This is a genomic window from Streptomyces smaragdinus (assembly GCF_009604385.1).
Classification (GTDB): Bacteria; Actinomycetota; Actinomycetes; order Streptomycetales; family Streptomycetaceae; genus Streptomyces; species Streptomyces smaragdinus.
This window is the reverse complement of record NZ_WEGJ01000007.1, coordinates 63925-88487: the sequence shown is the minus strand read 5'-3', so window position 1 is coordinate 88487 and position 24563 is coordinate 63925. Positions and strand designations below refer to the sequence as shown.

Below are 24563 nucleotides of genomic sequence, written 5' to 3'. Positions count from 1 at the left end.
GCCGGTCAGGTACCGCCCCGGGAGGCGGCTACGGCCTGGTCACCCCGAGGGTGTAGGAGCCGGAACCGCTGTAGGCGTGCACCACGTACCGGTAGTAGCCGGCGGTGCCGTTGTAGCTGACGGACTCCGAGTTCGCCGGCGTGGTGCCGGAGGCGACGGAGGTCCAGGTGGACCCGTTCCACTTCTGCAGGTACAGGTCGAAGTCCGTACCACTGGGACCGGCGAGGCAGCCGGTGTGCAGACCGGACGCGGTGGTCTGGTAGTACGAGTTGTTCGGCTGGACGGCCTGCCCGCCACTGGCCAGCGTGCCGGAGTACGTGGTCTGCGAGCCCTGGCAGCCCGTCGGCGGCTCCGGATCGGGCGGCGTGGGGCCGCCGCCGGACGTCTTCAGCGTGAGCCCGTACACCTGGAGCGCCTCGTTGACCGGCTGGTAGTACGTCGTACCGCCGGAGGAGCAGTTGCCGGAGCCGCCGGACGTGGTGCCCTGCGCCTGGCTGCCGGAGATGAACGAGCCGCCGGAGTCACCGGGCTCGGCGCACACGTTGGTGCGCGTCACCCCGCTGACCGTGCCCTCCTGGTACGTGACGGAGGTGTTGTGCTGCTGGATGGTGCCGCAGTGCCAGCCCGTGGTGGAGCCGGAGCGGCAGATCGAGGAGCCGACCGCCGCCTGGGTGGAGCCGGTCACGGTGACGTTGGCGCCGCCGGAGCCCTTGACCCAGGGCTGCGAGGTCCAGCTGGTGTTCGCGGCGACCCAGGCGTAGTCGTTGCCGGGGAACGAGGAGCCCTGGAAGGAGCCCTGGGCGACCTGGTTGTAGCCGGTGGTCGAGACGCCGGGGGTGCCGCAGTGGCCGGCGGTGACGAAGCCCTGCTGGGTGCCGCGGGTGACGGGGAAGCCGACGGAGCAGCGTCCGCCGCCCATGTAGTACGCGTCGCCGCCGCGTATGTCGTACAGCGGCCGGGGGCTCTCGGTGGCCTTCACGACCCGTACGGCCGAGGGGCTGACACCCGCGCGGGCGAGGAACGCGCGGGTGGCGGCGCGGTCGGCGGACTGGACGACGACGCTGTTGGTCTTCACGTCGACGTACCAGAGCGGGGTGCCGGACGGGGCCTTCGACTCGGCGGCCCGGTCCAGGCCGGCCATGGTGGCGTCGAGGTTCTTGATGCTGCGGCCGACGAGCTCGGCCTTGGCGCCGCGGGCCTCGATGGCGTCCACCGAAGAGCGGTCGGTGGTGGCCACGGTGAGGTCGGCGGAGTCGCCGCTGACCCAGGCGCCGGCGTAGTCGGCGCCGAGTTCCTTCCGGAGGCGGGCGTCGGTCACGGCGGCCTCGGCCTCGCCGGCGACCCGGGACCTGGCCTCGGCGGCGGTCAGGTCCAGATCGCGTTGCAGCGCCTTGAGCACGGCCGGGTCGACGATCGGCGCGGGGGCCGCCGGTTTCGCCGTCGGGGCCGGCGATGCCGACGCGGGGAGTGCGGAGATACAGAGCGCGGCGGTCGCCGCGATGATCCCCGGTAGGGCACGTCTGCGGAGCACGGTTTCTCCTAGGTGTCAGTGGGGGGAAGGGCTGGTGGCCCGAAAGCACCCTATGGACACCGGAGTTATGCGTGCACCTGCCAATCATTCCCTCTCATGACGTGATGGTTCCGTACTGCGGATGTGTGGCAAGCCACTGCGCGTAGCGGGCATTTCGCCGTACGGCCTCGCCGTGCGACGCCCGCGCGTGCATCACCACACCCGGTGCCGTGCCCGCGGCCGGGGAGTCGGGGTGCCAGCCGATGAGGTGCCGCCAGCTCAGCGGCGTACCGGCGATCGGCACCGTCACCAGCCCCGGCGTCGGCGGCATCGTCGCCCGGCACAGGCCCACCGCCCGCCCCACCTGCACCAGATGGACGCAGGACGCGGTGTCCGTCTCGAGCATGGTGGACGGGGTGAACCCGGCCCGCGCGCAGGCCGAGGAGAAGCAGTCGGCGAAGCACCCCTCCCCGGGCACGGTCGTCCAGCGGGCGTCCCGCAGCTGCTCCAGGCGGACCTCCGTGGCGTGGGCGAGCGGATGGCCGTCGGGCAGCATCGCGAACACCGGGTCCGTACCGACCTCGCGCCACTGCAGCTGCTCCGACGGCGGCGGGCTCTCCCCGCACACCCCGATCAGCGCGAAGTCCAGCCGCCCGCTGGACGTCATCTCGCACAGCGTCTGCACCGACCACGAGGTGTACGTCGTCACCGGCTCGTCCGGATGGATGGCCGCCAGCCGGTCCAGCAGCGCCCCCATCAGCGGCCCGTGCGTCCCGCCGACCCTGAAACGCGGCACGTCGGAGAGGGCGTTGGCGAACCGTACGGCCTCGTCCTGCAGCTCCCGCACCGCGGGCAGCAGCACCCGCGACCGGTCCAGTACGAGCTCGCCGAGCGCGGTGGGCCGGGCCCCGGCCCGGTCCCGGGCGAACAGGGGGCCGCCCAGTGTCCGTTCGATGCGCTTCAGCTGGGCGCTGATCGCCGACTGGGCGAGGCCCATCGAGGTCGCCGCCCGGGTCAGGCTCCCGGCCTCCGCGATCGCGTGAACGAGCTTGAGGTGCCGCAACTCCAGCTCCATGGACGGAAAGTTAGCACCAAGTGCCGCAAAAACGTCCGGGAGCACCGGATGATGTTCGATGGGTGCTCCCACCAGGCCGTTTCAGTGCGGTACGGGAGCCGGGCGGACGCTGAAAGGCCGCTGACACGTCCGTAAAACGGTCCCCCGGCAAGCTCTTCCTCATCAGCGGGGCCCACCCGGGGCAACGCCGAGGACCGAGGAGCACCCACCATGTCCGTCACCTTCACCGCCCAGGACAAGTCCGTCATCCGCACCGCCGCCTACGGCGCCGTCTCCCTGCTGGCCGCCGCCGACGCCGCCGGCTCCCCCCACAAGATCGCCACCCAGGGCTCCATCGCGCTGGCGTCCTCGACCGGCACCATCGGGCATCTGCTCGCCGAGAAGTCCAAGATCGGTGACCTGGGTGGCAAGTCGGTCGCCGAGCTGGCCGACAAGGTGCTGCCGGCCCTGACCGAGGCGATGGCCCTGATCAAGAAGCAGGACCCGGCGGAGGCCGACAGCTTCCGCGCCGTCCTGCACATCGCCCTCGAGTCCGGCGTCCAGGCCCGCAAGGGCGGCGTGAGCCCGGCGATGACCGAGATGATCCGGAAGATCGACGAGGCCCTCGACGCCGCATGAGGGTCCGGCCGGGCATTACCTCCGGCGTAATCGACCCGCGCGCACGACCCCGGCATCGTGGAGGGAACGGGGGCCGGACCGGCGCACTCCGGCCCGGCCCCCGCTTCCCGCCGGCGTCCCGTGCGCCGGCCCCGACCGCCGATGGAGGCCTCATGTCCGCGACCGCCACCGCCCGCCCGCTCACCGGACCCGCGACCCTGCTGCGCCGCGTGCTCCTGCTCGACGCCGCCGTCACCGGGGTCAACGCCCTCGCCTATCTGGCGGTGTCGGGGCCGCTGGCCGATCTGCTGGGGGTGTCCCGCGCCCTGCTGCTCGAGCTCGGCGTCTTCCTCCTCGCCTACGCCGCCGCCGTCGGATACCTCGCCGCCCGCCCCTCGCCCCCGGCGCTCGGCGTCAAGGCCGTCGTCGAGGCCAACGTCGCCTGGACGGTGCTCAGCGTGCTGGCCCTCGGGCTGTGGCTGGAGCCGACCACCGCCGGCGCGGTGTGGACCGTCCTGCAGGCCGTGACCGTGCTCGGCTTCGCCGGGCTGCAGACGGTGGCGCTGCGCGGGGCGCTCAGGGCCTGAGCGCCGACAGGTACGTCACCGTCTCCGGGTCGGCCGGGAGCAGCGTCTCCAGGGCGAGCTCGGAGACGGTCACGTCCATCGGGGTGTTGAAGGTGGCGATCGTCGACACGAACGACAGCCGGTGCCCGTCGTGCTCGACGACCAGGGGCAGGGCGAACGGGGCCTCGGCCGCCACCGTCTCGTGCCCGGCGCCCTCGGGGTGGGGGTACGCCGCCACCTCGTCGTACAGCGCCTTGAGGGCGGGGGAGCGCAGCAGGGAGAGCTGACGGTCCAGCTGGGCGAGGAGATGCCCGCGCCACTCCGGCAGATTGCGGATCTTCGGGGCCAGGCCCTCGGGGTGGAGCGTGAGGCGGATCGCGTTGAGCGGCGGCGTCAGCAGCTGGGCCGGGAGGCCGTCGAGCAGCATCAGGATGCCGTTGTTGGCGGCGATCACGTTGTACGTGCCGTCGACGACCAGCGCCGGATACGGTTCGTGCGCGGCGAGGAGGCGCTCCATCGCGGCGCGGACCCCCGCCATCGCGGGGTCGTCGATCGGGGTCTCCGGGAAGTGCGGGGCGTAACCGGCGGCGAGCAGCAGGGCGTTGCGTTCGCGGACGGGGACGTCGAGGTGGTCTGCCAGCTTCAGCACCATCGCCTGGCTCGGCCGGGAGCGGCCCGTCTCGATGAAGCTGATGTGCCGGGCGGAGGAGTCGGCCTCCATGGCCAGCTCCAGCTGGCTGATCCCGCGCCGGTCGCGCCAGCGCCTCAGCAGGGTCCCGACCTGTGGTTCCGCAGCCGTCGTCATACCGCGACCGTAACCGACGCGCCCGGCGCCGGGCAGCCGCTTTCCGGGCCCGGCCCCGGTGGACCGGCGGCGCGGGCGGGCGGAGACTGGACGCGCGGTCCCGGGGATCCGGGAGACCGCTTTCGGAGCCCGCCGAGGAAGGGACCGGCCATGGCCGACGAGCCGCTGTCCGAGCAGGAGACCGAGACCCGGCTGGCCCGGCTGCCGGGCTGGTCGGTCGCCGAGGGCGATCTGCTGACCCGTACGTACACCTTCTCCGGTCATCTGCCGGCGGTGGCGATGGTCGTGCATGTGTCGGCGATCCAGGAGGAGCTGAACCACCACGCGGAGCAGACGCTGGGCTACAACACGCTGACGCTCGCGGTGAACACGCACAGCGCGGGCGGCCGGATCACGGAGCTCGACTTCACCCTCGCCGGCCGGGTCGAGGCGGTCGCGCAGGGGCACGGGGCGAAATGATCGAATCGGTTCGCCAGGGCGTTCGAAAATAACAAGCCCGGCGGGTGTTTGTTCGATCATACGGATCCTGTTGGTCCGGCTCGGTCGTCTTACGCGATCGCCGGGGCCCTCCGCGCCTCAGTCCACCCGCTGCCCCGCGACCGCCCGCCGCAGCTGCTCCAGCTTCGGCGGCAGCACCGTGTCCAGGCCCAGCCCGTGCCGGCCGGTGCGGTACGCGCGCAGCAGGCCGCTCTGCTCCAGCGGCATGCCCGGGGGGCGCTGGACGGTGTTGCCGTCGGCGTCCGGGGTGCCGCTGTGGTTGAGCCACACGGACACCCACAGCCGGCTCGTGCCGTGCGCCCGGGCGACGAGCTCCTCCCGTACCGGCAGCCAGCGCTCCACGGCGATGCGGCCCAGCGGAGACAGGGTGAGGTCTTCGGGCTCCGGTTCGTACGAGACGCCGTGCTGCGGGCGGCGCACGATGCGGACGCGGGAGGTGTCGGGGGCGAGGTCGGTGAGGCGCTGGGCGACGAGTTCGCCGGCGCGGGCCTCGGTGTCCAGCACCATGGCGATCATGGCGGTGAACCGGGTCTGGCCGGGGGTGAGGAAGCCGCCGAGGAGTTCACCGAGGCGGCGGCGGAGCATGGCCAGCTCCCAGTCGCCGGGGGTGGGGCGGGGCGGGACGGGCTCCTGGGCGGGGCGCCACGGGGGGAGGGAGGCGGCGACGCGCAGGAGCTGCAGGCAGTCGTGGCGGGCGGTGTTGGTGGCGGCGGAGGTGGGCGGGCGTTTGCCGTGCAGCAGGCGGGACCGGAGCTGCCCGGACTCCGCGAGGCGCAGGTAGACGGCGAGGGTGCGGTCGGCGAGCAGGCGGCGGACGTCGCGGCGGGCTGCGACGGGGAGGGCGTCGCGGTCGAGGGCGGCGGCGAACTCGGCGCGGACCATGCGCAGCTGCCGGCGCCGGGTGGCGTGGGTGGTGGAGATGGTGTCGATGAGGGTGTCGAGCGTGGCCAGGACCGGCGGCGGCGCGGGGGTGGGCATGGTCCGATTGTGGCGTACGGGTCGTGGGTGCCCCGGATGAACCGGCCCGGGGTGCGGGGTTCGTCCGTGTTTCTTAGATTTGTTGGGTAAGTACCGTATTTCAGGCACCTGTCCGTGTTGTATCGAGATCCCGGAGCCACGATGATCCGTAACCGAATAGTCAGCTTCATCGCGACCTTCTCGCTGGCCGGCGCCCTCGGCGGCGCCGTCGCCCTGGCCGTCGGCGCGCAGCCGGCCGAGGCTCCCGGACGGCACGGGGCGGATCCTGGTGTGAAGGTCGCGGACGCCGAGCCGGGCGCGGCGGCGCCGCGTGCGGAGGGCGGGGCGGGGCGGGAGTAGCGGCGGGCGCCGTGGACCGGTGTCCGCGGCGCCCTGCTGTTTCGTACGGGGTGGGTGTCAGTTCCAGTCGAAGGTGTCCGGGTCGCCGCCCAGTCGGTTGCCGGTGTCCAGGCCGTTCATCGCGGTCATGTCGCCGGTATCGAGGGTGAAGCCGAAGACGTCGATGTTCTCGCGGATGCGGGAGGGGGTGACGGACTTCGGGATGACGACGGTGCCGTTCTGCAGGTGCCAGCGCAGGATGGCCTGGGCGGGGGTGACGCCGTGCTTGGCGGCGACGGCGGCGACGGTCGGGTCGCCGAGGATGTCCTTGCCCTGGCCGAGGGGGGACCAGGCCTCGGTGGCGATGCCGTGCTCGGTGTGGAAGGCGCGGCTCTCGGTCTGCTGGAGGCTGGGGTGGAGCTCGATCTGGTTGACGGCCGGGGTGACGCCGGAGTCGTCGATGATCCGCCGCAGGTGGGCGGGCTTGAAGTTCGAGACGCCGATGGCCTTGGCGCGGCCGCTTCCGGCGAGTTCGCCGAAGGCGCGCCAGATGGCGAGGTAGTCGTCGCGGACGGTGCGCGGCCAGTGGATCAGGTAGAGGTCGACGTAGTCGAGGCCGAGCTTGGCGAGGGAGTCGTCGAAGGCGCGCAGGACGGCGTCGCGGTCCCAGGTGTGCTTGGCGGTGTTCCACAGCTTGGTGGTGACGAACAGCTCCGTGCGGGGGATGCCGGAGGCGTTGATGGCCTTGCCGGTGCCCGTCTCGTTCTCGTAGACGGCGGCGGTGTCGATGCTGCGGTAGCCGGCCTCGAGGGCGGCGGCGACGGCGGGGGTCGCCTCGCTGTCGGGGACCTGCCAGACGCCGAAGCCGAGCTGCGGCATGGACACGCCGTTGTTCAGAGTGATGGACGGAACGCTGCTCACGTGGGGTGAATCCCTGTCTGTTGTCGTCGGTGGGTGTTCCCTCGTGCAACCACGATGGCCGGTGCCAGCATTCCCCGCATCTCGGCCGGTGGCCGGGTTACCGGCGATTACCGCTGGTAGAGGGCATCGACTTCTTCGGCGTACGCCTTTTCGATGGCTTTGCGCCGGAGTTTCAGGGAAGGGGTGAGAAGTCCCTGGGCCTCGGTGAACTGGGTGGCCAGGATGCGGAAGGTGCGGATGGCCTCGGCGTTGGAGACGTGGGTGTTGGCGGTGACGACGGCGCGGCGGATCTCGCTCTCCAGGTCGTCGTCGCGGACGAGCTCCACGGGGGACAGCTCGGGTTTGCCGCGCATGCGCAGCCAGTGGTCGACGCCCTCGGGTTCCAGGGTGATGAGGGCGGCGATGTACGGGCGGTCGTTGCCGACGACGATGCACTGGGAGATCAGCGGGTGGGAGCGGATGCGGTCCTCCAGGGCGAGCGGGAAGACGCTCTTGCCGTTGGAGGTCACCAGCATCTCCTTCTTGCGGCCGGTGATCGTGAGGTAGCCGTCCTCGTCGAGTTCGCCGACGTCGCCGGTGGCGAGCCAGCCGTCGCGCAGTACCGCGCGGGTGGCCTGGGCGTCGCCGGTGTAGCCGGTGAAGACCGTGCCGCCGCGGAGCCAGACCTCGCCGTCGTCTGCGATGTAGACGGTGGTGCCGGGGATGGGCAGACCGACGGTGCCGTACTTGGGGCGTTCGGGCGGGTTGGCGGTGGCGGCGGCGGTGGACTCGGTGAGTCCGTAGCCCTCGAGGACGCGGATGCCGGCGCCGGCGAAGAAGAGGGCGAGGCGGCGCTGCATCGCGGAGCCGCCGGACATGGCGTAGGCGACGCGGCCGCCGAGGCGCTCGCGGATGCGGGAGTAGACGAGGCGGTCGGCGACCTGGTGCTGGACGCGCAGGGCGGCGCTGGGGCCGGGGCCGATGTCGAAGGCGCGGTCCTCCTGGGCCTCGGCGTAGCGCACGGCGATGTCGACGGCGCGGTCGAAGGCGTCGAGGCGGCCCTGTTCCTCGGCGGTGCGGCGGGCGGCGCGGAAGATCTTCTCGAAGACGTGCGGGACGGCGAGGAGGAAGGTGGGGCGGAACGCGGCGAGGTCGGGGGCGAGGACCTCGGGGGAGAGGTCGGGCTGGTGGCCGAGCTTGACCTTGGCGCGGACGGCGGTGACCTGGACCATGCGGCCGAAGACATGGGCGAGGGGGAGGAAGAGGAGGGTGGAGACGTGGCCGGGGCGGCCCTGGAAGAGGGGCGCGTAGCGTTCGATGATGTTGTCGGCCTCGGCCATGAAGTTGGCGTGGGTGAGGATGCAGCCGCGGGGGCGGCCGGTGGTGCCGGAGGTGTAGACGAGGGTGGCGGGGGAGTCGGGGGTGACGGCGAGGCGGTGGCGCTGGACGACGTCGTCCTCGAGGTGCCGGCCGGCCGCGGTGAGCTCGCCGACGGCGCCGGAGTCGAGCTGCCAGAGCCGGTTGAGGCTGGGGAGGCGTTCGATGACCGAGCCGACGGTCATGGCGTGGTCCTCGTGTTCCACGACGGCGGCGACGGCGCCGGAGTCGTGGAGGATCCAGTGCACCTGCTCGGCGGAGGAGGACGGGTACACGGGGACGGACTGGGCGCCCACCGACCAGAGGGCGAAGTCGAAGAGGGTCCATTCGTAGCGGGTACGGGACATCAGCGCGACGCGGTCGCCGAACCGTACGCCCTGGGCGAGGAGTCCCTTGGCGAGGGCGAGCACCTGGTCGCGGAACTCGCCGATGGTCACGTCGTGCCAGCGGCCGGTCAGGTCCTTGCGGCCCAGGGCGACGCGTGACGGGTCGGCCTCGGCCTGTTCGAAGACCGCATCCGCCAACCCGCCGACCTGGGCGTTCCTGGCCATTGGCGGGACGCTGAACTCGCGCACGGACGATCTCCTTGGAGCATGGGTGGTCGGGCCCGAGGCGCGACGGTACCCGACGCGGTCGGGTTGTGGGCAGGTGCGGGGATTCCTCCACGGAATCTCTCCATACCGGCATACCAGCTCAGGGGCCCTTTCGGGGAGGACCCGCGACAAGCGTGCGGCGGCCGCTGCGGGACAATGAGACGTGGCGCCCGCGGATCATGTGCCGGCGCCCGTCAGACCACCGACCCGAGGGATACATGCGCCGCCCCGCACTGCCGACCTGGCTGCCCGTCGACCCGTTCATCCTGCTGCTGCTGACGGTGGTCGCCCTGGCGGCGCTGTTCCCGGCGAGCGGGGGCGCGGCGGGGGTCGCGCGGACGGCGGCGGACGTGGCGATCGGGCTGCTGTTCTTCCTCTACGGGACGCGGATGTCGACGCGGGAGGCCTTCGCGGGGCTGTCGCACTGGCGGCTGCACCTGTTCGTCGTCCTGTCGACGTTCGTGCTGTTCCCGGTGCTGGGGGTGCTGGCGCGGTTGCTGGTGCCGTATGTGCTGACGGACCAGCTGTACACGGGGGTGCTGTTCCTGTGCGTGGTGCCGTCGACGATCCAGTCGTCGATCGCGTTCACGTCCATCGCGAAGGGCAATGTGCCGGCGGCGATCAGCGCGGGGACGTATTCGGCGCTGCTGGGGATGGTGCTGACGCCGCTGCTGGCGGCGTGGCTGATCGGTTCGGAGGCGGACTTCTCCGCCTCGGGGCTGCTGGGGATCGCGACGCAGCTGCTGGTGCCGTTCCTGGCGGGGCAGCTGGCGCGGCCGTGGATCGGGGGGTTCGTCCAGCGGCACCGGGTGGTGCTGGGGCGGGTGGACCGGGTGTCGATCCTGCTGGTGGTCTACACGGCGTTCAGCGAGGGCATGGAGCACGGGGTGTGGTCGCATGTCACGGGGCTGCGGCTGCTGGCGCTGGCGGGGGTGCTGGCGGTGCTGCTGGCGCTGGTGCTGACGCTGACGTCCGTGCTGTCGCGGCGGCTGGGGTTCGGCCGGGAGGACCGGATCGCGATCGTCTTCGCCGGGTCGAAGAAGAGCCTGGCGAACGGGCTGCCGATGGCGGCGGTGCTGTTCGGGGCGCAGGCGTCGCTGACGATCCTGCCGCTGATGCTGTTCCACCAGCTGCAGCTGATCGTGTGCGCGGTGATAGCCAAACGCTGGGGCCGGCAGGCGGACGAGCTGCCACCGCCCCCGGCCCCGAAGACGCCGGGGGCGCGGCAGCGCGCGGCCTGAGCTACAGGGCGCCGGCGTCGCGGGCGGTCCACATCGTCGGGTAGAGGGGGCGGTAGCCCAGTTCGGCGCGGGCCCGGCGGTTGGAGGCCACGCCCTCCCAGGGGTCGGTGACCGGCTCGTCGGAGCCGGTCGGGGGTGTGCCGGCGCCGAGGACCTCGTACAGCTCCCAGGTGGTGACGGGGGCGTCGTCGGTGATGTTGTAGATCCGCCCGGACGCCTGCGGGGACGTCAGCGTCCGCCACAGGCCCTGCGCCACGTCGGCGTGGTGGACCAGCTGCAGCCGCTTGTGCGCGGGCCAGGTCTTCGCCCAGCCGAGGACGGCTGCGAGGTGGTCGTCGCCGTCGCCGTAGACGAACGACAGGCGGGCGATCCGTACGTCCAGTTCCTGCCGCGCGTGCATCTCCAGCAGCGCCTGCTCGGCCTCGAGCTTCGACAGGGGGTAGGCCGCGCCGTCGAACATGCCGCCGGGCTCGTATCCGTCGGACTCCACGGCGGGGCGGCCGCGGCCGGCGCCGTAGACGTTGTTGGTGGACGCGAAGACGAACCGGCCGACGCCCTCGCCGGCGGCGTCCCGGGCCAGCGCGAGGGTGGCGTCGCGGTTGACGGCCCACGCGACCTCGTCCGGCACGCCCCGGAACGCGGCGGCGACGTGTACGACGGTGTCGACGCCGGTCAGGGCCGTGCTGCGGTCGTCGGCCGACCGCAGGTCGCCGGTGACGACCTCGGCGCCGGCCCCGGCGAGCGCGGCGGCGCGGGCGGCGTCGCGGACCAGGACCCGGACGTGGTCGTCGGGGGCGGTCCACTGCAGCAGGCGGGGGACGAAACGGGAGCCGACCTTGCCGGTGGCGCCGGTGACCAGGATGTTCATGGGGTGCTCCTCGGATCGGGGTGGTGTTCTCGAGCCTGGGGGCAGGGGCCGCGGGGCGGGAGAGACCCGCTTATCCGGGGATCGGCAGTCCCTGGCTCCGCGGCGGGTACGGGGGCATGCTGGCGGGGTGGACCGCAGCGACCTCGCCGACTTCCTCCGCCGCAGCCGGGCCCGGCTGTCCCCCTCCGACGTGGGCCTGCCCGCCGGTGCCCGCCGCCGTACGCCGGGGTTGCGCCGGGAGGAGGTGGCCCAGCTGGCCGGGATGTCGGCCGACTACTACACCCGCCTGGAGCAGGCGCGCGGCCCGCGTCCGTCGCGCCAGATGCTGGGGGCCCTGGCCCGCTCGCTGCGCCTGACGGACGACGAACGCGATCACCTGTTCCATCTCGCGGGCGAGGAGGCCCCGAACTCCCACGCCCCCACCGCGCACGTCCGTCCCGGGCTGCTGCTGATCCTGGACCGGCTCACGGACAACCCTGCGCAGGTCGTCAGCGACCGCGGCGACATCCTCGCCCAGAACACCCTGGCCAAGGCCCTGGCCGGCGACGCCTCGGCCCGCCCCCCGGCGGAACGCAACACCGTCTGGCGGTTCTTCACCCACCCCACGGCGCGCGAACTGTTCCCTCCGGAGGACCGGGAGAACGCGGCCCGCGTCGCGGTGGCCGATCTGCGGGCGGTGTTCGCGAAGCGTCCCGACGACAAGGCGCTGGCGGACCTGGTACGGCGGCTGCGGCGGGTCAGCCCCGAGTTCGCCGCCCTGTGGAAGCGGCACGACGTGGCGGTGCGCCGCTCGGGGACGAAGCGGTTCGTGCACCCCGTGGTCGGGCTACTGTCGCTGGACTGCGAGGTGCTGCTGAGCCCCGAGCACGACCAGCGGCTCATCGTCTACTCGGCCCGCCCGGGCACGGAGGCGTACGAACGCCTCGAGCTCCTGCGGGTGGTGGGCCTGCAGGACCTCACCTTCCGCTGACGTCCGAGGCATGGGGGATGCCGAAATGACCGATCACGTCCCACCCGTATCCACCGGCCGCAGGCGTGTCCTGACGTACCTGCTCGTCGCGCTGCTCGCGGCTGCGGTGCTCGCGGCCGTGGTCCGGTCCGGCCGCGGCGGCTCCGGTGAGGGCGCCGACGATCCCGCGCCGACCATGTCCCTGCCGGAGGCGGACACCGTCGGCGACCAGCTCACCGACAAGCCGGGCCTGCGCCCCCTCGTGCGGGTCTGCCCGCTGCCCCGCTTCGGCCTGCGGGCCGCCGCCCAGGAGCGTTTCGTGACCGCCGCGCTGGACTGCCTGGACAAGATGTGGCGACCGGTCCTCGAGGACGCGCTCTTCGACGACGAACCGGCCCACCTGAAGATCGTCACCCGCGACACCGACGTGCCCTGCTCCGAGAAGACGGTGACCGCCACCGACGCGGTCCAGTACTGCGGCTACGACCGGACCGTCTACTGGCCGGTCTCGACGCCTGACTTCGAGGGGTTGGGTCCCGGCGACTGGCGGTGGGTCCTGTTCGTCGTCATGCACGAGTACGGCCATCACGTGCAGGAACTCACGGCTGTTTTCGTGGAGTCGCACGACGAACGGCTGCTGGCCGCGGACGAGGACGCGGAGAACCTCGTCGGCCGCCGCGAGGAGCTGCAGGCCCAGTGCCTGGCCGGCGCGTCCCTGAGGGCGGCGCAGGGGGCCGGGGTGCTGTCGCGGTCCCAGGCCCGGGCCGTGCTCGACGGGCAGGACACCGGCGAGGGCACTGTCACACACGGCAGCGGCCCGGCCTACCGGCGCTGGGCCACCGAGGGCTGGCGCGCGGGCGGGACGACTGTGTGCGACACGTGGTCCGTACCGGCGGACGAGGTGTCCTGACGCAGTGTCAGGGCCGCAGGTCGCCGCGCCGTACCGGGCGCAGATAGTCGCCGATCAGCGTCCGCTTCCACCACCCGGCCCCCGACCGCAGCTCCTCGAAGTCCGTGAAGCTGTAGTGATACAGCCGCGCCCGCAACTGCGCGGGCGGCACGTCGGGAAAGGGATTGTGCGCCAGCAGCTTCAGCACGTCCCGATCCCCCTCGAGCAGCTTCGCCGCAAAGCCGGGGAACCAGCGCGACCCGTACGCGGGGGACAGCGCCGCGAACCACATCAGCCAGTCCAGCCGCAGGTGATACGGCGCGAACTGCCGCGGCAGCCGCCGAAGCGACGTCGGCTTCCCCTTGAACTCGTACTCCCGCCACTCCGTCCCCGCAGTGAGCACCGCGTCCGACGTCCCCTCCACCACGATCTCCTGCCGCACCCGCGTGACGCTCCCGAACGCCCCATAGGTGTTGACCAGATGCAGCGAGTTGAACGACGCGTTCATCCGCTGCCCCTTCGACACCAGATTCCGCGCCGGCCACCAGCTCAGCACCACCACCCCCGCCGTAACGGCACACACCACGACGGTGAACCACACCGGCGCGCCCGGCAGCTCCCGTACCGGCGCCCCCGGCAGCTGCATCACCGACACGGCGAGGAGGATCGTCAGCCAGTTCAGCCACGCGAAGTTCCCCGACGCCACCAGCCACAGCTGTGTCACCGCGATCCCGACCGCCGCCCACGTCGCCACCGGCTGCGGGGTCGCCAGCAGCACCGGCAGGCCCAGCTGGGCGACATGGTTGGCGGCCGTCTCCACCCGGTGCAGGGGCCGGGGCAGCCGGTGGAAGAACCAGCTCAGCGGCCCCGGCATCGGCTGCGTCTCGTGGTGGTAGTACAGGCACGTCAGGTCCCGCCAGCAGCTGTCCCCGCGCATCTTGATCAGCCCGGCGCCGAACTCCACCCGGAACAGCAGCCACCGCAGCAGCCACAGCACCAGCACCGGCGGCGCCACCTCGTCGTTCCCGAGGAACACCGCCAGGAACCCGGTCTCCAGCAGCAGCGACTCCCACCCGAACGCGTACCACGTCTGCCCCACATTGACGATCGACAGGTACAGCACCCACAGCACGGCCCACAGCACCATCGACGCCCACAGCGGCACCGCGTCCCCCGCCCCCGCGATCATCGCGGCGGCCAGCGCGGCCCCGCCCCACGCGCACCCGGCGAAGAACCGGTCGGAGTAGTGCAGCTGGAAGACGCTCGGCGCCTGCCCGAACGGCACCCGCGCGGTGAACCGGGGCACCGGCAGGATCCCCCGCTCCCCGATCAGCGCCCGGAACTGGTTCGCCGCGACCAGGAACCCCACCAGGTACAGGGCGGCCAGACCGCGCTGGAAGAGCAGCCGGCCGAGCCAGTACCCGGAGTCGGTGAACCATGCCACACCCGTCTTCGTACCACCGATTCAGCTCGCGACGGAGATCTGCGTCCGCAGGGGTCCGGGCGTGTTGATCCGGTCGACGACGGCGAGTGCCAGGTCCGCGGGGGAGATCCGCCCCAGCGGACCGGCGGTGTAGCGCTCGGGTACGGCGGTGTACGAGCCGGTGTCCGCGCCCTCGTAGTCCAGCAGCAGCGGCGGGTTGACGATCACCCAGTCGACGGGCCCGGCGTGCTCCCGGTACACGGCGAGCTCCGCCGCCCGCCCCAGGGAGAACTCCCGCGCCTCGGCCGGGGCCGACGGATCGTCCAGCATCATCCGGCCGTCCTCGCCGGTGAGCGTCGACAGCAGACCCACGACCACGAGCCGCCCCACCCCGGCCTCGGTCAGCCCGGCGAGCAGCGCCCGCGCGGAGGCGGGGAAGAATTCCCCCGAGGGGACGCCGGGCGTGTAGACGGAGGAGACGACGGCGTCGTGCCCGGCGACGGCCGCAGCGACGCTCGCCGGGTCGGTGACGTCACCGCGGACGGCGCCCTCGTACCGGGCCGGATCCCGTACGACCGGCGTCACGTCGTGCCCCCGCCGGACGGCCTCCCCGACGATCCTGCGGCCCACCCGGCCACCGGCCCCGATTACCGCGATCTTGCTCATACGTACGCTCCTCAGGTCGTTCGGACGAGGAGCGCACGCTAGCCCGGGGGATGCCGGTGACTTCAACGTAACCGGGCCCGACGTGGCGTTACTTCGTACAGTGGACCCATGCCCGATCCCCTGCGTCCCGACATGTTCGACCCCACCTGCCCCAGCCGGATCATGCCGATCCGGTTCGGGGACAAGTGGGGCGGCATGATCCTGCGCTGCCTCGCCGACGGCCCCCGGCGCTTCACCGAGCTGCGGGTGCCGCTGCACCGGTGCAGCGCCAAGGTCCTCGCGGAGTCGCTGCGCGCCCTGGAGCGCGACGGCATCGTGCGGCGCACCGCGTACGACGAGAATCCGCCGCGGGTGGAGTACGCGCTGACGCCACTGGGGCGGACGCTGCTGGAGCCCCTGGACGCCGCCTGCGAGTGGGCCCGCCACCACATCGGCGGGATCCTCGCGGCGCAGGCGGCGTACGAGGGCAAGGCGCGCTAGCGGGCGGTCTCCTGCGGCATCCGGACGCGGGCGAGCTGGCGGGACTGGGCGACGAGGCGGTCGGTGGAGTCCCAGATCTCCGCGTCCTCCTCGAGGTAGCCGCCGGCGAAGTTGCGGGTGGAGTGCACCACGCGCAGCCAGCCGGGGGCGGGCTTGGCCCGTACGTGCGTGGTGAGTTCGAGGGTGGGGGCCCAGCCGTACACGCCCAGGTCGAAGCTGACGGGCGGCAGGATGTCCACGACCATCAGCAGGAGCAGCGGGTCGGGCTCGCGGCCCTCGGGGAGCCGGAACCAGCCGCGGATCTCGCCCTTCCCGGACGGCGCGCCGACGGCCCAGCCCACGGTCGCCGGGTCCAGGCGCAGGTCCACCCGGCCGAGCAGCGGGGCGTCGGCGCGGAACTCCGGCGGCGCGCTCTCCGCGCCCACGCACTCCTCGGGCGGGGGCATGCGCGGGGGCTTGGCGGAGGTGCGGACGTCGTCGAGGTGGTCGTCGAGGTCGCCGAAGGTGGCCAGGACCCGCAGCCGCTCCACCTCCGTGCCGTCCTCGCCGGGCTGGCGCAGGGAGGCGGCGCCGGTGGAGACGGAGCGGCCGCGGCGCAGGGTGTCCACCGTGACGGTGGCGGGGCCGGCGGCGGAGGTCGACAGGTAGTAGGCGCTGATGGAGAAGGGGTCGGCGTGGCCGTCCTCGCCGGCGCCGAGTTCGGCGGCCAGGGCCCGGCCGGCGACGGACAGCAGCAGACCGCCGTTGATGCCCTTGCCGACCTTCCAGTCGCCGTGCAGGTCGGTGTCGTAGACGGCGGGCTCGCCGGCCCGCCGGACGACGGCGGTCTCCCGGTCAAAGTCGCGGGTGTGTGTCATCGTCGCTTTCCTTACGCGTTCATTCGGTGGGGGCGAGACCCAGTGCGCGGCACAGGGTGTCGTAGATCTGGTCCAGTGCCGTGGCGCCGGTGGCGTACGGGAGCGTCCCCCACGCCCACAGCTGCGCCAGCCCGTGCACCGCGGACCACAGGGCGCCGGCGAGCAGCAGCGGGTCGGCGCCGGGCTGCCAGCCGGTGGCCTGGACGTCGCGTACGCCGGCGAGCAGCGGCATGAACGCGGCCTTGCCGGCGGCGCGGAGCTCCTGGTCGTCCTGGTCCAGCAGGTCCTGGCGGAACATGAGCTGGAACATCTCCGGGCGGTCCACGGCGAAGTCCGAGTACGCCCGCAGGCCGGTGCGCAGCCGCAGCATGGGGTCCGCGTCGTCGGGGAGGAGGTCGACGGAACCGAGGGCGTGGGCCTCCAGCTCGTGGAACCCCTTGGTGGCGAGGGCGGACAGGAGCGCCGCCCGGTGCGGGAAGTGCTTGAGGGGCGCCCCGTGGGAGACGCCGGAGCGGCGGGCGATGGCGCGCAGCGAGAGGGCCTCGACGCCGGCTTCGGCGAGGAGGCCGTCGGCGGCGTCGAGGAGCCGGGTCCGGGTGTCCACGATCATGGTAGACAGTGTCCACCACGGAGGTGGACACTGTCTACCCCAGGTCAGCGCGCCATGAGGGCGAAGACGCCCCAGCCGAGGTATTCGCGCTGGTGGCGGACGTGACGCAGCGGGGCGGCGTCGAGGTCGGCCCGTACCTCGGCGGCGAGCTCGTCGTCGGGGTTGGCGTCGAGCCAGCGGCGCATGTTCAGCCACTGGGCGGCGGCGTAGCGGTCCCAGCTGTCCTGGTCGGCGAGGACCATCTCGACGAGGTCGTACCCGAGCTCCCCGAAGTGCGCGACGAGCTCGGGCAGCGACCGGAAGTCGTCCCTGGCGCCGGCGTGGCAGCCCTCGAGCGTCTCCTGATCCGGCGGCTCCCGCCGCCAGTACACCTCACCGACGAGCATGACCCCACCGTCACGCAGACTGCGCCGCAACAACTCGACGGTGCCGGCGGTCCCCCCACCGATCCAGGTCGCCCCGACACACGCGGCCACGTCCACAGGCTCCCCGGCCACATACCCCCCGGCGTCCCCGTGCACGAACTCCACCTGCCCCCCGACCCCGAACTCCACGGCCCGCCGCCGCGCCTGCGCGGTGAACTCGGAGCTGATGTCGACGCCGACCCCACGGACCCCGTGATCCCGAGCCCAGGTACACAACAACTCCCCGGACCCACTGCCCAGATCAAGCACCCGAGCCCCTTCCTCCAGCCCGAGGGCCTCCCCGAGCAGGGCGAGCTTCTCCGGGGTGAACGGATTGTGAATCCGGTGACTGCTCTCGCGAACGGCGAAAATACGCGGCAGATCCAAGACAACGCTTCCTAACCTCAGCCGGCCCGACCACCCGGACCCGATCCTTCCGCCGCGAACCTAGGCCCCGTGACCAGCCCAGTCCACCCGGTTCCGCCCGTTCAGCCCTGAGCGATTACCTCGCGTCCTCTCGCCGCCGGCCGCACCATCGGCGTATGACGGTCATCGAAGTCGTACGAGGCGACATCACCCTCCAGGACACGGACGCGATCGTGACCGCCGCGAACGAGTCCCTCCTGGGAGGCGGCGGCGTGGACGGCGCGATCCACCGCGCGGCGGGCCCGGAGCTGTCCCGGGCGGGCGGCGCGGTGGGCCCGTGCGACCCCGGGGACGCGAAGGCCACGCCCGCGTTCGACCTGGATCCGCCGGTGCGGCACGTGATCCACACGGTGGGCCCGGTGTGGGAGGGCGGCGGCCACGGCGAGGCGGAGGTGCTCGCGTCCTGCTATCGGCGCTCCCTGGCGCTGGCCGCCGAACTGGGCGCCCGCAGCGTCGCGTTCCCGGCGATCGCCACCGGCGTGTACGGCTTTCCCGTACGGGAGGCGGCCCGGATCGCGGTGGCGGCGTTGCGCGACGGCGACCGGCGGATCGAGCTGATCCGCCTCGTGGCGTTCGACGAGGAGACCTACGACGCCCTCGCCGCCGCTCAAGGCAGCTGAAGCCGCTCCGAGCCCGCGTACACGTTCATCGACGACCCCCGCAGAAACCCCACCAGCGTCATCCCCGTCTCCGTGGCCAGGTCCACCGCCAGGGAGGACGGGGCCGAGACCGCCGCCAGCACCGGGATGCCCGCCATCGCCGCCTTCTGGACCAGTTCGAACGAGGCGCGGCCCGAGACCATCAGCAGCGTGTCCCTCAGGGGGAGGAGGTCCGACTGGAGGGCGCGGCCGATCAGTTTGTCCACCGCGTTGTGCCGGCCCACGTCCTCCCGTACGTCCAGGAGTTCGCCCGACGGGGAGAAGAGGGCCGCCGCGTGCAGGCCGCCCGTCTTGTCGAAGACCCGCTGGCGCTCCCGCAGCCGCTCCGGCAGCGACGACAGCAGGGCCGGCGTCAGCCCCGTCGGGCCCGGGTCCAGTGGCCAGCGGGCGTTGGTGCGTACCGCGTCCAGACTCGCCTTGCCGCACAGGCCGCACGACGACGTCGTGTAGACGTTGCGCTCCAGCGTGATGTCCGGCACCGGCACACCCGGCGCGAGGCGTACGTCCAGCACGTTGTACGTGTTCGAGCCGTCCGCGGTCGCCCCCGCGCAGTACACGATCGACGTCAGATCGGCCGCCGCCCCCAGCACCCCCTCGCTGACCAGGAACCCCGCCGCCAGCGCGAAATCGTCCCCCGGCGTCCGCATCGTGATCGCCAGCGGCCGTCCCGCGAGCCGGATCTCCAGCGGTTCCTCGGCCGTCAGCGTGTCCGGCCGGGTGCTCACCGCGCCGTCCCGGATCCGCAGGACCCGCCGCCTTTCCGTCACCCGTCCCATGCCCCCGATGATGCCAGAGCCCCGGCTTTGTCCTCGAGCAAGAGAAAGTCGTACCGATCTCCGCGCAACTTCTTCCCACACCGGGCGACCGCTGCTACGTTCCCCCCGGAAGTCACCGGAGGGGAGCGAAGTGGTGAGGCGCATGACGGCTCGGCCCGCGAACGCACATCAGGCGCGCCTGCTGCGCCTGCTGCGCGACGGCGGGCCGAACTCGCGGGCGCAGCTCGGCGATCAGGTCGAGCTCTCCCGGTCCCGGCTCGCGGTCGAGATCGACCGTCTGCTGGAGACGGGGCTCGTGGTCGCCGACGGCCTCGCCGCTTCGCGTGGCGGCCGCCGCTCGCACAACATCCGCCTCGCCCCCGCCCTGCGCTTCCTCGGCGTCGACATCGGCGCGACGTCCGTCGACGTCGCCGTCACCAACGCCGAGCTCGAGGTCCTGGGCCACCTCAACCAGCCCATGGACGTACGCGAAGGCCCCGTCGCCGTCTTCGAACAGGTCCTGGCGATGGCGGCGAAGCTCCGCGCCACCGGCGTCGCGGAGGGCTTCGACGGCGCCGGCATCGGCGTCCCGGGCCCCGTCCGCTTCCCCGAGGGCGTCCCCGTCTCCCCGCCGATCATGCCGGGCTGGGACGGCTTCCCGGTACGCGAGGCGCTCAGCCAGGAGCTGGGCTGCCCCGTGATGGTCGACAACGACGTCAACATCATGGCGCTCGGCGAGCAGCACGCCGGCGTCGCCCGTTCCGTACGCGACTTCCTCTGCATCAAGATCGGCACCGGCATCGGCTGCGGCATCGTGGTCGGCGGCGAGGTCTACCGCGGCACCAACGGCAGCGCCGGCGACATCGGCCACATCGTGGTGGAGACCGACGGCCGCCAGTGCGCCTGCGGCAACCGGGGCTGCCTGGAGGCCTACTTCGGCGGCGCCGCCCTGGCCAAGGACGCGGAGGCCGCCGCCCGCGACGGCCGCTCCGGTGAGCTGGCCGCCCGGCTGGCGGAGGCCGGCTCCCTCGCCGCGACCGACGTGTCCGCCGCCGCCGGGGCGGGGGACGCCTGCGCCATCGACCTGATCCGGGCCGGCGGCACCCGTACGGGCCAGGTCATCGCCGGCCTCGTCAGCTTCTTCAACCCCGGCCTGGTGGTGATCGGCGGCGGCGTCACGGGCCTCGGCCACAACCTCCTCGCCGCCATCCGCACCCAGGTCTACCGCCAGTCACTCCCCCTCGCCACCGGCAACCTCCCCATCGTGCTGGGCGAACTCGGCCCCGTCGCCGGCGTGACCGGCGCCGCCCGGCTCACCAGCGACCACCTGTTCTCGCCCGCATAAGAAACCCCGCAAGAGGAACAGCGCCACCCCGTACCGCGATCCACCCTGCCCGCACCCAGGAGATCCCGTATGGCCGCACCCGCGCCCCCGCTGCTCACGATGTCCGGCATCACCAAGGTGTTCCCCGGCGTCCGCGCCCTCGACGGCGTCGACCTCGACGTCCGGGCCGGCGAAGTGCACTGCCTGCTCGGACAGAACGGCGCGGGCAAATCCACCCTGATCAAGGTGCTGGCCGGCGTCCACCAGCCCGACGGCGGCGACATCCTCTGGCAGGGCGCCCCCACCGCGCTGAAGTCCCCGGTCGCCGCGATGCGCATCGGCGTCGCCACCATCTACCAGGAACTCGACCTCGTCAGTCACCTGTCCGTCACGGAGAACGTCTTCCTCGGCCACGAGCCGACCACCCGGGGCTGGCTGCGCCGCCGCACCGCCCGCACCGCGACCGCCGACCTGCTGCGCCGCCTCGGCCACCCGGAGATCCCGCCCGGCCGTATCGTCGGCACCCTGTCCGCCGCCGGCCAGCAGATCGTGTCGATGGCCCGCGCCCTGTCCCACGACGTCAAGCTCATCGTGATGGACGAACCGTCCGCCGCCCTGGACCCCGACGAGGTCGACAACCTCTTCCGTATCGTCCGCGACCTCACCGCCCAGGGCGTCGCCGTCATCTACATCTCCCACCGCCTCGAGGAGATCCGCCGGATCGGCGACCGCGTCACCGTCCTGAAGGACGGCCGCGCCGTGGCCCGCGGCCTGCCCGCCCGCACCACCCCGACCTCCGAGATCGTCTCCCTGATGACGGGCCGCAACGTCGAGTACGTCTTCCCCGACCGCCCGCCCACCCAGCCATCGGCCGACCACCCCCCGGTCCTGCGGGTCGAAGGCCTCGCCCGCCGCGGCGAGTTCGCCCCCCTCGACCTCGAGGTGCGCGCCGGGGAGATCGTCGGGCTGGCCGGCCTCGTCGGCTCCGGCCGCTCCGAGGTGCTGGAGACCGTCTTCGGCGCCCGCCGCCCCACCGCCGGCCGGGTCTGGGTCGACGGCAGGCCGCTGCGTACCGGATCGACCCGCGCCGCCGTCGCCGCCGGCATCGGACTCGCGCCCGAGGAACGCAAGTCGCAGGCCCTCCTCATGCGCGAATCGGTGACCAACAACGTCTCCGTGTCCTCCCTGCGCCGCTTCTCCCGCGCCGGCTGGATGGACCACGGCGCCGAACGCCGCGCCACCCGCGAGGTCGTACGACGGCTGTCCCTGCACCCCGACAACCCCGACGTCCCCATCCGCACCCTGTCCGGCGGCAACCAGCAAAAGGCCGTCCTGGCCCGCTGGCTGCTGCGCGAATGCCGGGTGCTGCTGCTCGACGAGCCCACCCGCGGCGTCGACATCGGCGCCCGCGCCGAGCTCTACGCCGTGATCCGCGACCTCGCCGACTCCGGCGTGGCCGTCGTCCTGGTCTCCAGCGACATCCCCGAGGTCCTCGGCCTCGCCGACCGCGTGCTGGTGCTGCGCGAGGGCCACGTCGTCCACACCGCACCCGGCCGCGACCTCACCGAACACGACGTCCTCGACCTGGTCGTCGCCTCAGGCGCGCAGGACCGCTCAGGGAAGGAAACCGAGTAGTGCTGAGCTCACCCCCGGCCCGAGCGGTCGGCAAGACGGACGCCCGCAAGCCGTCCGGCACCGTCGCGACCCTGTGGGAGCGCGCCGACAAACGCGTCCTGGCCCTGGTCCTCGTCCTCGGCATCCTCGTCGCCGTCGGCGGCTACACCGAGCCGGACACGTTCCTGCGCGTGAACAACCTGCGCAACATCCTCACCCAGTCCTCCATCGTCGGCGTCGTGGCCGTCGGCATGACCCTGGTGATCATCGGCGGCGGCATCGACCTGTCCGTCGGTGCCATCGTCGCCCTGTCCTCCGTGTGGGCCACCACCGTCGCCACCCAGGAGTACGGCTTCTGGGGCATCCTCGTCACGGGGCTGCTGGTCGCGGTGGGCTGCGGGCTGATCAACGGGCTGCTCATCGCGTACGAGGGCCTCGTCCCGTTCATCGCCACCCTCGCCATGCTCGCCTCCGCCCGCGGTATGGCGGTGTGGATCAGCGACGGCAAGACCCAGCGCGTCACGGTCGAGAACGCCGCCGTCACCGACCTCGGCCTGCCCGACGCCCGCGTCCTGGGCATCCCGCCGCTGGTGATGATCTTCGCGGGGATCGCGATCCTCGGCTGGCTGGTGCTGAACCGCACCAGCTTCGGCCGCCGCACCGTCGCCGTCGGCGGCAACCCCGAGGCCGCCCGACTGGCCGGCATCGACGTCCGCCGCCAGCGCCTCTACCTGTACGTCATCTCCGGCCTGTGCTGCGGCATCGCCGCCTTCATGCTCACCGTCTTCACCGGCTCCGGCCAGAACACCAACGGCAACCTGTACGAACTCGACGCCATCGCCGCCGCGATCATCGGCGGCACCCTGCTCAGCGGCGGCCGCGGCACCATCGTCGGCTCCGTCCTGGGCGTGCTGGTCTTCACCACCATCACCAACATCTTCTCCCTCAACAACCTGCAGAGCGACGTCCAGCAGATCGCCAAGGGCGCCATCATCGTCGCCGCCGTGGTGATCCAGAACCGCACCTCGCGCACCGCGGCCGAGACCTGACCCCGGCGCCCGATTCATCCGTACGTACCCCGCACGCAACTCCCGCCGCACGGAAGGGCCGACCCGCCATGTCCCAAAGCTCCCTGCCCAGCCGCAGAAACATGCTCTTCGGAGCCGCCGCGGTCTCCGCCACAGCCCTGCTGACCTCCTGCACCAGCAACGAGAACAACGACGACCCCGAGCCGGACACCCAGGCCCAGGTCTCCGACGAGAAGCCCGGCAAGCAGGTCACCATCGGCTTCGCCGGCCCGCAGGCCGACCACGGCTGGCTCAACGCCATCAACGACAACGCCCGCAAGCGCGCCGGCACGTACAAGGACGTCAAGCTGGAGATCACCGAGGGCTCCAACGACGCCGCCGCGCAGGACGGCCAGATCCAGACCCTCATCGACAAGAAGGTCGACGTCCTGGTCATCCTCCCCGCCGACGGCAAGGCCATGACCCAGGCGGGCCTCAAAGCCATGCAGGCCGGCATCCCCGTGATCAACCTGGACCGTATCTTCGACTCCCCGCAGGCCTACCGCACCTGGATCGGCGGCGACAACTACGGCATGGGCCTCAACGCCGCCCGCTACATCGGCGAGGCCCTCAAGGACAAGGCGAACGCCACCGTCGTCGAGCTCGCCGGCATCGACAACCTCGAACTCACCCGCCAGCGCACCCAGGGCTTCGACGACGGGCTGAAGAACTACCCGAACATCAAGAAGGTCGCCCGCCAGGCCGCCGAGTTCACCGTCGAGTCCGGCCAGCGCAAGATGACCGACCTGCTGCAGGCGCAGCCGAAGTTCGACGCCCTGTGGAACCACGACGACGACCAGGGCGACGGCGCGCTCCAGGCCATCAAGCAGGCCGGCCGCGAGGGCTTCCTGATGGTCGGCGGCGCCGGCTCCAAGAACGCCATGGACAACATCAAGGCCGACAACAGCGTGCTGAAGGCCACCGTCCTCTACCCGCCCACCATGGCCGCCTCCGCCATCGACCTGGCCCGCGCGCTCGGCCAGGGCAAGGGCGTCGGCGGACTGGCCGAGTTCGAGATCCCGGCGTCCCTGACGCTGTTCTCGGCGGTGGTCGACAAGACCAACGTCGACCAGTACATGCCCACCGGCTTCAAGTAGACGGGCCCGGGGGCCGA

At 72.3% G+C, this 24563-nt stretch carries 26 protein-coding genes; 13 read left to right on the top strand and 13 right to left on the bottom strand.

Features of this window, described 5'->3' with window-relative positions; translation table 11 throughout:
• Positions 1–28 precede the first annotated feature (28 nt).
• Positions 29–1531, bottom strand: coding sequence for a S1 family peptidase (locus tag SRB5_RS13375; RefSeq protein WP_323377862.1), 1503 nt, complete (start codon positions 1529–1531; stop codon positions 29–31).
• A 94-nt stretch (positions 1532–1625) separates the two neighbouring features.
• The gene (locus tag SRB5_RS13370; protein WP_153452155.1) at positions 1626–2585 is read right to left on the bottom strand and encodes a LysR family transcriptional regulator; all 960 of its coding nucleotides are present in this window, start codon (positions 2583–2585) and stop codon (positions 1626–1628) included.
• Positions 2586–2795: 210 nt separating this feature from the next.
• On the opposite strand from SRB5_RS13370, the gene SRB5_RS13365 reads away from it, so the two are divergent.
• Both SRB5_RS13365 and SRB5_RS13360 read left to right on the top strand, forming a co-directional pair.
• Positions 2796–3203 carry a hypothetical protein gene (locus SRB5_RS13365; RefSeq protein WP_153452154.1) on the top strand — a complete coding sequence of 136 codons (408 nt, stop codon included), beginning with the start codon at positions 2796–2798 and terminating at the stop codon, positions 3201–3203.
• A gap of 152 nt (positions 3204–3355) precedes the next feature.
• A complete protein-coding gene (locus SRB5_RS13360; RefSeq protein ID WP_153452153.1) occupies positions 3356–3769 on the top strand; it encodes a hypothetical protein in 414 nt (137 codons plus the stop codon).
• On the opposite strand, the gene SRB5_RS13355 is transcribed toward SRB5_RS13360, so the two are convergent.
• Positions 3759–4553, bottom strand: a complete 795-nt coding sequence (locus tag SRB5_RS13355) for a helix-turn-helix domain-containing protein (RefSeq protein WP_153452152.1) — start codon at positions 4551–4553, stop codon at positions 3759–3761. The genes SRB5_RS13360 and SRB5_RS13355 overlap by 11 nt on opposite strands.
• Positions 4554–4703: 150 nt before the next feature.
• Here SRB5_RS13355 and SRB5_RS13350 point away from each other — a divergent pair, with 150 nt between their 5' ends.
• A complete protein-coding gene (locus SRB5_RS13350; RefSeq protein ID WP_153452151.1) occupies positions 4704–5012 on the top strand; it encodes a 4a-hydroxytetrahydrobiopterin dehydratase in 309 nt (102 codons plus the stop codon).
• A gap of 117 nt (positions 5013–5129) precedes the next feature.
• Here SRB5_RS13350 and SRB5_RS13345 read toward each other — a convergent pair whose 3' ends face one another.
• The gene (locus SRB5_RS13345) at positions 5130–6029 is read right to left on the bottom strand and encodes a hypothetical protein (protein ID WP_153452150.1); all 900 of its coding nucleotides are present in this window, start codon (positions 6027–6029) and stop codon (positions 5130–5132) included.
• 141 nt (positions 6030–6170) lie between these two features.
• On the opposite strand from SRB5_RS13345, the gene SRB5_RS13340 reads away from it, so the two are divergent.
• Entirely contained in the window at positions 6171–6368 is a 198-nt protein-coding gene (locus tag SRB5_RS13340) for a hypothetical protein (RefSeq protein WP_153452149.1), read from the top strand.
• Between the two features lie 57 nt (positions 6369–6425).
• Here the strand turns inward: SRB5_RS13340 and SRB5_RS13335 are convergent, their stop codons facing one another.
• Both SRB5_RS13335 and SRB5_RS13330 read right to left on the bottom strand, forming a co-directional pair.
• Positions 6426–7268, bottom strand: a complete 843-nt coding sequence (locus SRB5_RS13335) for an aldo/keto reductase (protein WP_323377861.1) — start codon at positions 7266–7268, stop codon at positions 6426–6428.
• Between the two features lie 107 nt (positions 7269–7375).
• The gene (locus SRB5_RS13330; protein ID WP_323377860.1) at positions 7376–9199 is read right to left on the bottom strand and encodes an AMP-dependent synthetase/ligase; all 1824 of its coding nucleotides are present in this window, start codon (positions 9197–9199) and stop codon (positions 7376–7378) included.
• A 236-nt stretch (positions 9200–9435) separates the two neighbouring features.
• On the opposite strand from SRB5_RS13330, the gene SRB5_RS13325 reads away from it, so the two are divergent.
• On the top strand, positions 9436–10458 hold the full coding sequence (locus SRB5_RS13325) for a bile acid:sodium symporter family protein (RefSeq protein WP_153452148.1): 1023 nt from the start codon (positions 9436–9438) through the stop codon (positions 10456–10458).
• Between the two features lies 1 nt (position 10459).
• Here SRB5_RS13325 and SRB5_RS13320 read toward each other — a convergent pair whose 3' ends face one another.
• Positions 10460–11326, bottom strand: coding sequence for an NAD-dependent epimerase/dehydratase family protein (locus tag SRB5_RS13320; protein ID WP_153452147.1), 867 nt, complete (start codon positions 11324–11326; stop codon positions 10460–10462).
• 127 nt (positions 11327–11453) lie between these two features.
• Here SRB5_RS13320 and SRB5_RS13315 point away from each other — a divergent pair, with 127 nt between their 5' ends.
• Together SRB5_RS13315 and SRB5_RS13310 are read left to right on the top strand one after the other, a co-directional pair.
• Positions 11454–12296 (top strand): helix-turn-helix transcriptional regulator, encoded by an 843-nt coding sequence (locus tag SRB5_RS13315; protein ID WP_323377859.1) that lies wholly within the window; start codon positions 11454–11456, stop codon positions 12294–12296.
• A gap of 25 nt (positions 12297–12321) precedes the next feature.
• Positions 12322–13185: a neutral zinc metallopeptidase gene (locus SRB5_RS13310; RefSeq protein WP_194292918.1), complete on the top strand. Its 864-nt coding sequence runs from the start codon at positions 12322–12324 to the stop codon at positions 13183–13185.
• Between the two features lie 7 nt (positions 13186–13192).
• Here the strand turns inward: SRB5_RS13310 and SRB5_RS13305 are convergent, their stop codons facing one another.
• Together SRB5_RS13305 and SRB5_RS13300 are read right to left on the bottom strand one after the other, a co-directional pair.
• A complete protein-coding gene (locus tag SRB5_RS13305) occupies positions 13193–14608 on the bottom strand; it encodes a lipase maturation factor family protein (protein ID WP_323377858.1) in 1416 nt (471 codons plus the stop codon).
• A 21-nt stretch (positions 14609–14629) separates the two neighbouring features.
• Positions 14630–15253 carry an NAD(P)-dependent oxidoreductase gene (locus SRB5_RS13300; protein WP_153452144.1) on the bottom strand — a complete coding sequence of 208 codons (624 nt, stop codon included), beginning with the start codon at positions 15251–15253 and terminating at the stop codon, positions 14630–14632.
• Between the two features lie 108 nt (positions 15254–15361).
• On the opposite strand from SRB5_RS13300, the gene SRB5_RS13295 reads away from it, so the two are divergent.
• The gene (locus tag SRB5_RS13295; RefSeq protein ID WP_153452142.1) at positions 15362–15733 is read left to right on the top strand and encodes a winged helix-turn-helix transcriptional regulator; all 372 of its coding nucleotides are present in this window, start codon (positions 15362–15364) and stop codon (positions 15731–15733) included.
• On the opposite strand, the gene SRB5_RS13290 is transcribed toward SRB5_RS13295, so the two are convergent.
• Genes SRB5_RS13290 through SRB5_RS13280 form a run of 3 tightly spaced genes read right to left on the bottom strand, consistent with a single transcriptional unit; the run spans position 15730 to position 17991 of the window.
• On the bottom strand, positions 15730–16590 hold the full coding sequence (locus SRB5_RS13290) for a thioesterase family protein (protein ID WP_153452141.1): 861 nt from the start codon (positions 16588–16590) through the stop codon (positions 15730–15732). The two genes, SRB5_RS13295 and SRB5_RS13290, sit on opposite strands and share 4 nt — an antisense overlap.
• Positions 16591–16609: 19 nt before the next feature.
• Positions 16610–17200 (bottom strand): TetR/AcrR family transcriptional regulator, encoded by a 591-nt coding sequence (locus SRB5_RS13285; protein ID WP_153452139.1) that lies wholly within the window; start codon positions 17198–17200, stop codon positions 16610–16612.
• A 44-nt stretch (positions 17201–17244) separates the two neighbouring features.
• The gene (locus SRB5_RS13280; RefSeq protein ID WP_153452138.1) at positions 17245–17991 is read right to left on the bottom strand and encodes an SAM-dependent methyltransferase; all 747 of its coding nucleotides are present in this window, start codon (positions 17989–17991) and stop codon (positions 17245–17247) included.
• 155 nt (positions 17992–18146) lie between these two features.
• Between SRB5_RS13280 and SRB5_RS13275 the strand changes: the two genes are divergently transcribed.
• A complete protein-coding gene (locus tag SRB5_RS13275) occupies positions 18147–18650 on the top strand; it encodes an O-acetyl-ADP-ribose deacetylase (RefSeq protein ID WP_153452136.1) in 504 nt (167 codons plus the stop codon).
• Here SRB5_RS13275 and fdhD read toward each other — a convergent pair.
• The gene (gene fdhD / locus SRB5_RS13270) at positions 18638–19465 is read right to left on the bottom strand and encodes a formate dehydrogenase accessory sulfurtransferase FdhD (protein WP_153452135.1); all 828 of its coding nucleotides are present in this window, start codon (positions 19463–19465) and stop codon (positions 18638–18640) included. The two genes, SRB5_RS13275 and fdhD, sit on opposite strands and share 13 nt — an antisense overlap.
• A 142-nt stretch (positions 19466–19607) precedes the next feature.
• Between fdhD and SRB5_RS13265 the strand changes: the two genes are divergently transcribed.
• The 4 genes from SRB5_RS13265 to SRB5_RS13250 all read left to right on the top strand — a co-directional run bounded on the left by SRB5_RS13265 (position 19608) and on the right by SRB5_RS13250 (position 24546).
• Positions 19608–20789: an ROK family transcriptional regulator gene (locus SRB5_RS13265; protein WP_153452134.1), complete on the top strand. Its 1182-nt coding sequence runs from the start codon at positions 19608–19610 to the stop codon at positions 20787–20789.
• 69 nt (positions 20790–20858) lie between these two features.
• Positions 20859–22403: a sugar ABC transporter ATP-binding protein gene (locus tag SRB5_RS13260; protein ID WP_153452132.1), complete on the top strand. Its 1545-nt coding sequence runs from the start codon at positions 20859–20861 to the stop codon at positions 22401–22403.
• Positions 22403–23431 carry an ABC transporter permease gene (locus tag SRB5_RS13255; RefSeq protein ID WP_323377856.1) on the top strand — a complete coding sequence of 343 codons (1029 nt, stop codon included), beginning with the start codon at positions 22403–22405 and terminating at the stop codon, positions 23429–23431. Before SRB5_RS13260 ends, SRB5_RS13255 begins: the two co-directional genes overlap by 1 nt.
• Positions 23432–23499: 68 nt before the next feature.
• On the top strand, positions 23500–24546 hold the full coding sequence (locus SRB5_RS13250) for a substrate-binding domain-containing protein (RefSeq protein WP_153452131.1): 1047 nt from the start codon (positions 23500–23502) through the stop codon (positions 24544–24546).
• The last annotated feature ends 17 nt before the right edge of the window (positions 24547–24563 follow it).

Bases quoted from the DNA above. Each gene is read 5' to 3' on its own strand.
- SRB5_RS13300 (WP_153452144.1), bottom strand. From the start codon at position 15,253: ATGAGCAAGATCGCGGTAATCGGGGCCGGTGGCCGGGTGGGCCGCAGG.
- SRB5_RS13275 (WP_153452136.1), top strand. From the start codon at position 18,147: ATGACGGTCATCGAAGTCGTACGAGGCGACATCACCCTCCAGGACACG.
- SRB5_RS13340 (WP_153452149.1), top strand. From the start codon at position 6,171: ATGATCCGTAACCGAATAGTCAGCTTCATCGCGACCTTCTCGCTGGCC.
- SRB5_RS13360 (WP_153452153.1), top strand. From the start codon at position 3,356: ATGTCCGCGACCGCCACCGCCCGCCCGCTCACCGGACCCGCGACCCTG.
- SRB5_RS13320 (WP_153452147.1), bottom strand. From the start codon at position 11,326: ATGAACATCCTGGTCACCGGCGCCACCGGCAAGGTCGGCTCCCGTTTC.
- fdhD (WP_153452135.1), bottom strand. From the start codon at position 19,465: ATGGGACGGGTGACGGAAAGGCGGCGGGTCCTGCGGATCCGGGACGGC.
- SRB5_RS13370 (WP_153452155.1), bottom strand. From the start codon at position 2,585: ATGGAGCTGGAGTTGCGGCACCTCAAGCTCGTTCACGCGATCGCGGAG.
- SRB5_RS13295 (WP_153452142.1), top strand. From the start codon at position 15,362: ATGCCCGATCCCCTGCGTCCCGACATGTTCGACCCCACCTGCCCCAGC.
- SRB5_RS13345 (WP_153452150.1), bottom strand. From the start codon at position 6,029: ATGCCCACCCCCGCGCCGCCGCCGGTCCTGGCCACGCTCGACACCCTC.
- SRB5_RS13290 (WP_153452141.1), bottom strand. From the start codon at position 16,590: ATGACACACACCCGCGACTTTGACCGGGAGACCGCCGTCGTCCGGCGG.
- SRB5_RS13365 (WP_153452154.1), top strand. From the start codon at position 2,796: ATGTCCGTCACCTTCACCGCCCAGGACAAGTCCGTCATCCGCACCGCC.
- SRB5_RS13355 (WP_153452152.1), bottom strand. From the start codon at position 4,553: ATGACGACGGCTGCGGAACCACAGGTCGGGACCCTGCTGAGGCGCTGG.
- SRB5_RS13350 (WP_153452151.1), top strand. From the start codon at position 4,704: ATGGCCGACGAGCCGCTGTCCGAGCAGGAGACCGAGACCCGGCTGGCC.
- SRB5_RS13265 (WP_153452134.1), top strand. From the start codon at position 19,608: ATGACGGCTCGGCCCGCGAACGCACATCAGGCGCGCCTGCTGCGCCTG.
- SRB5_RS13260 (WP_153452132.1), top strand. From the start codon at position 20,859: ATGGCCGCACCCGCGCCCCCGCTGCTCACGATGTCCGGCATCACCAAG.
- SRB5_RS13325 (WP_153452148.1), top strand. From the start codon at position 9,436: ATGCGCCGCCCCGCACTGCCGACCTGGCTGCCCGTCGACCCGTTCATC.
- SRB5_RS13250 (WP_153452131.1), top strand. From the start codon at position 23,500: ATGTCCCAAAGCTCCCTGCCCAGCCGCAGAAACATGCTCTTCGGAGCC.
- SRB5_RS13310 (WP_194292918.1), top strand. From the start codon at position 12,322: ATGACCGATCACGTCCCACCCGTATCCACCGGCCGCAGGCGTGTCCTG.
- SRB5_RS13285 (WP_153452139.1), bottom strand. From the start codon at position 17,200: ATGATCGTGGACACCCGGACCCGGCTCCTCGACGCCGCCGACGGCCTC.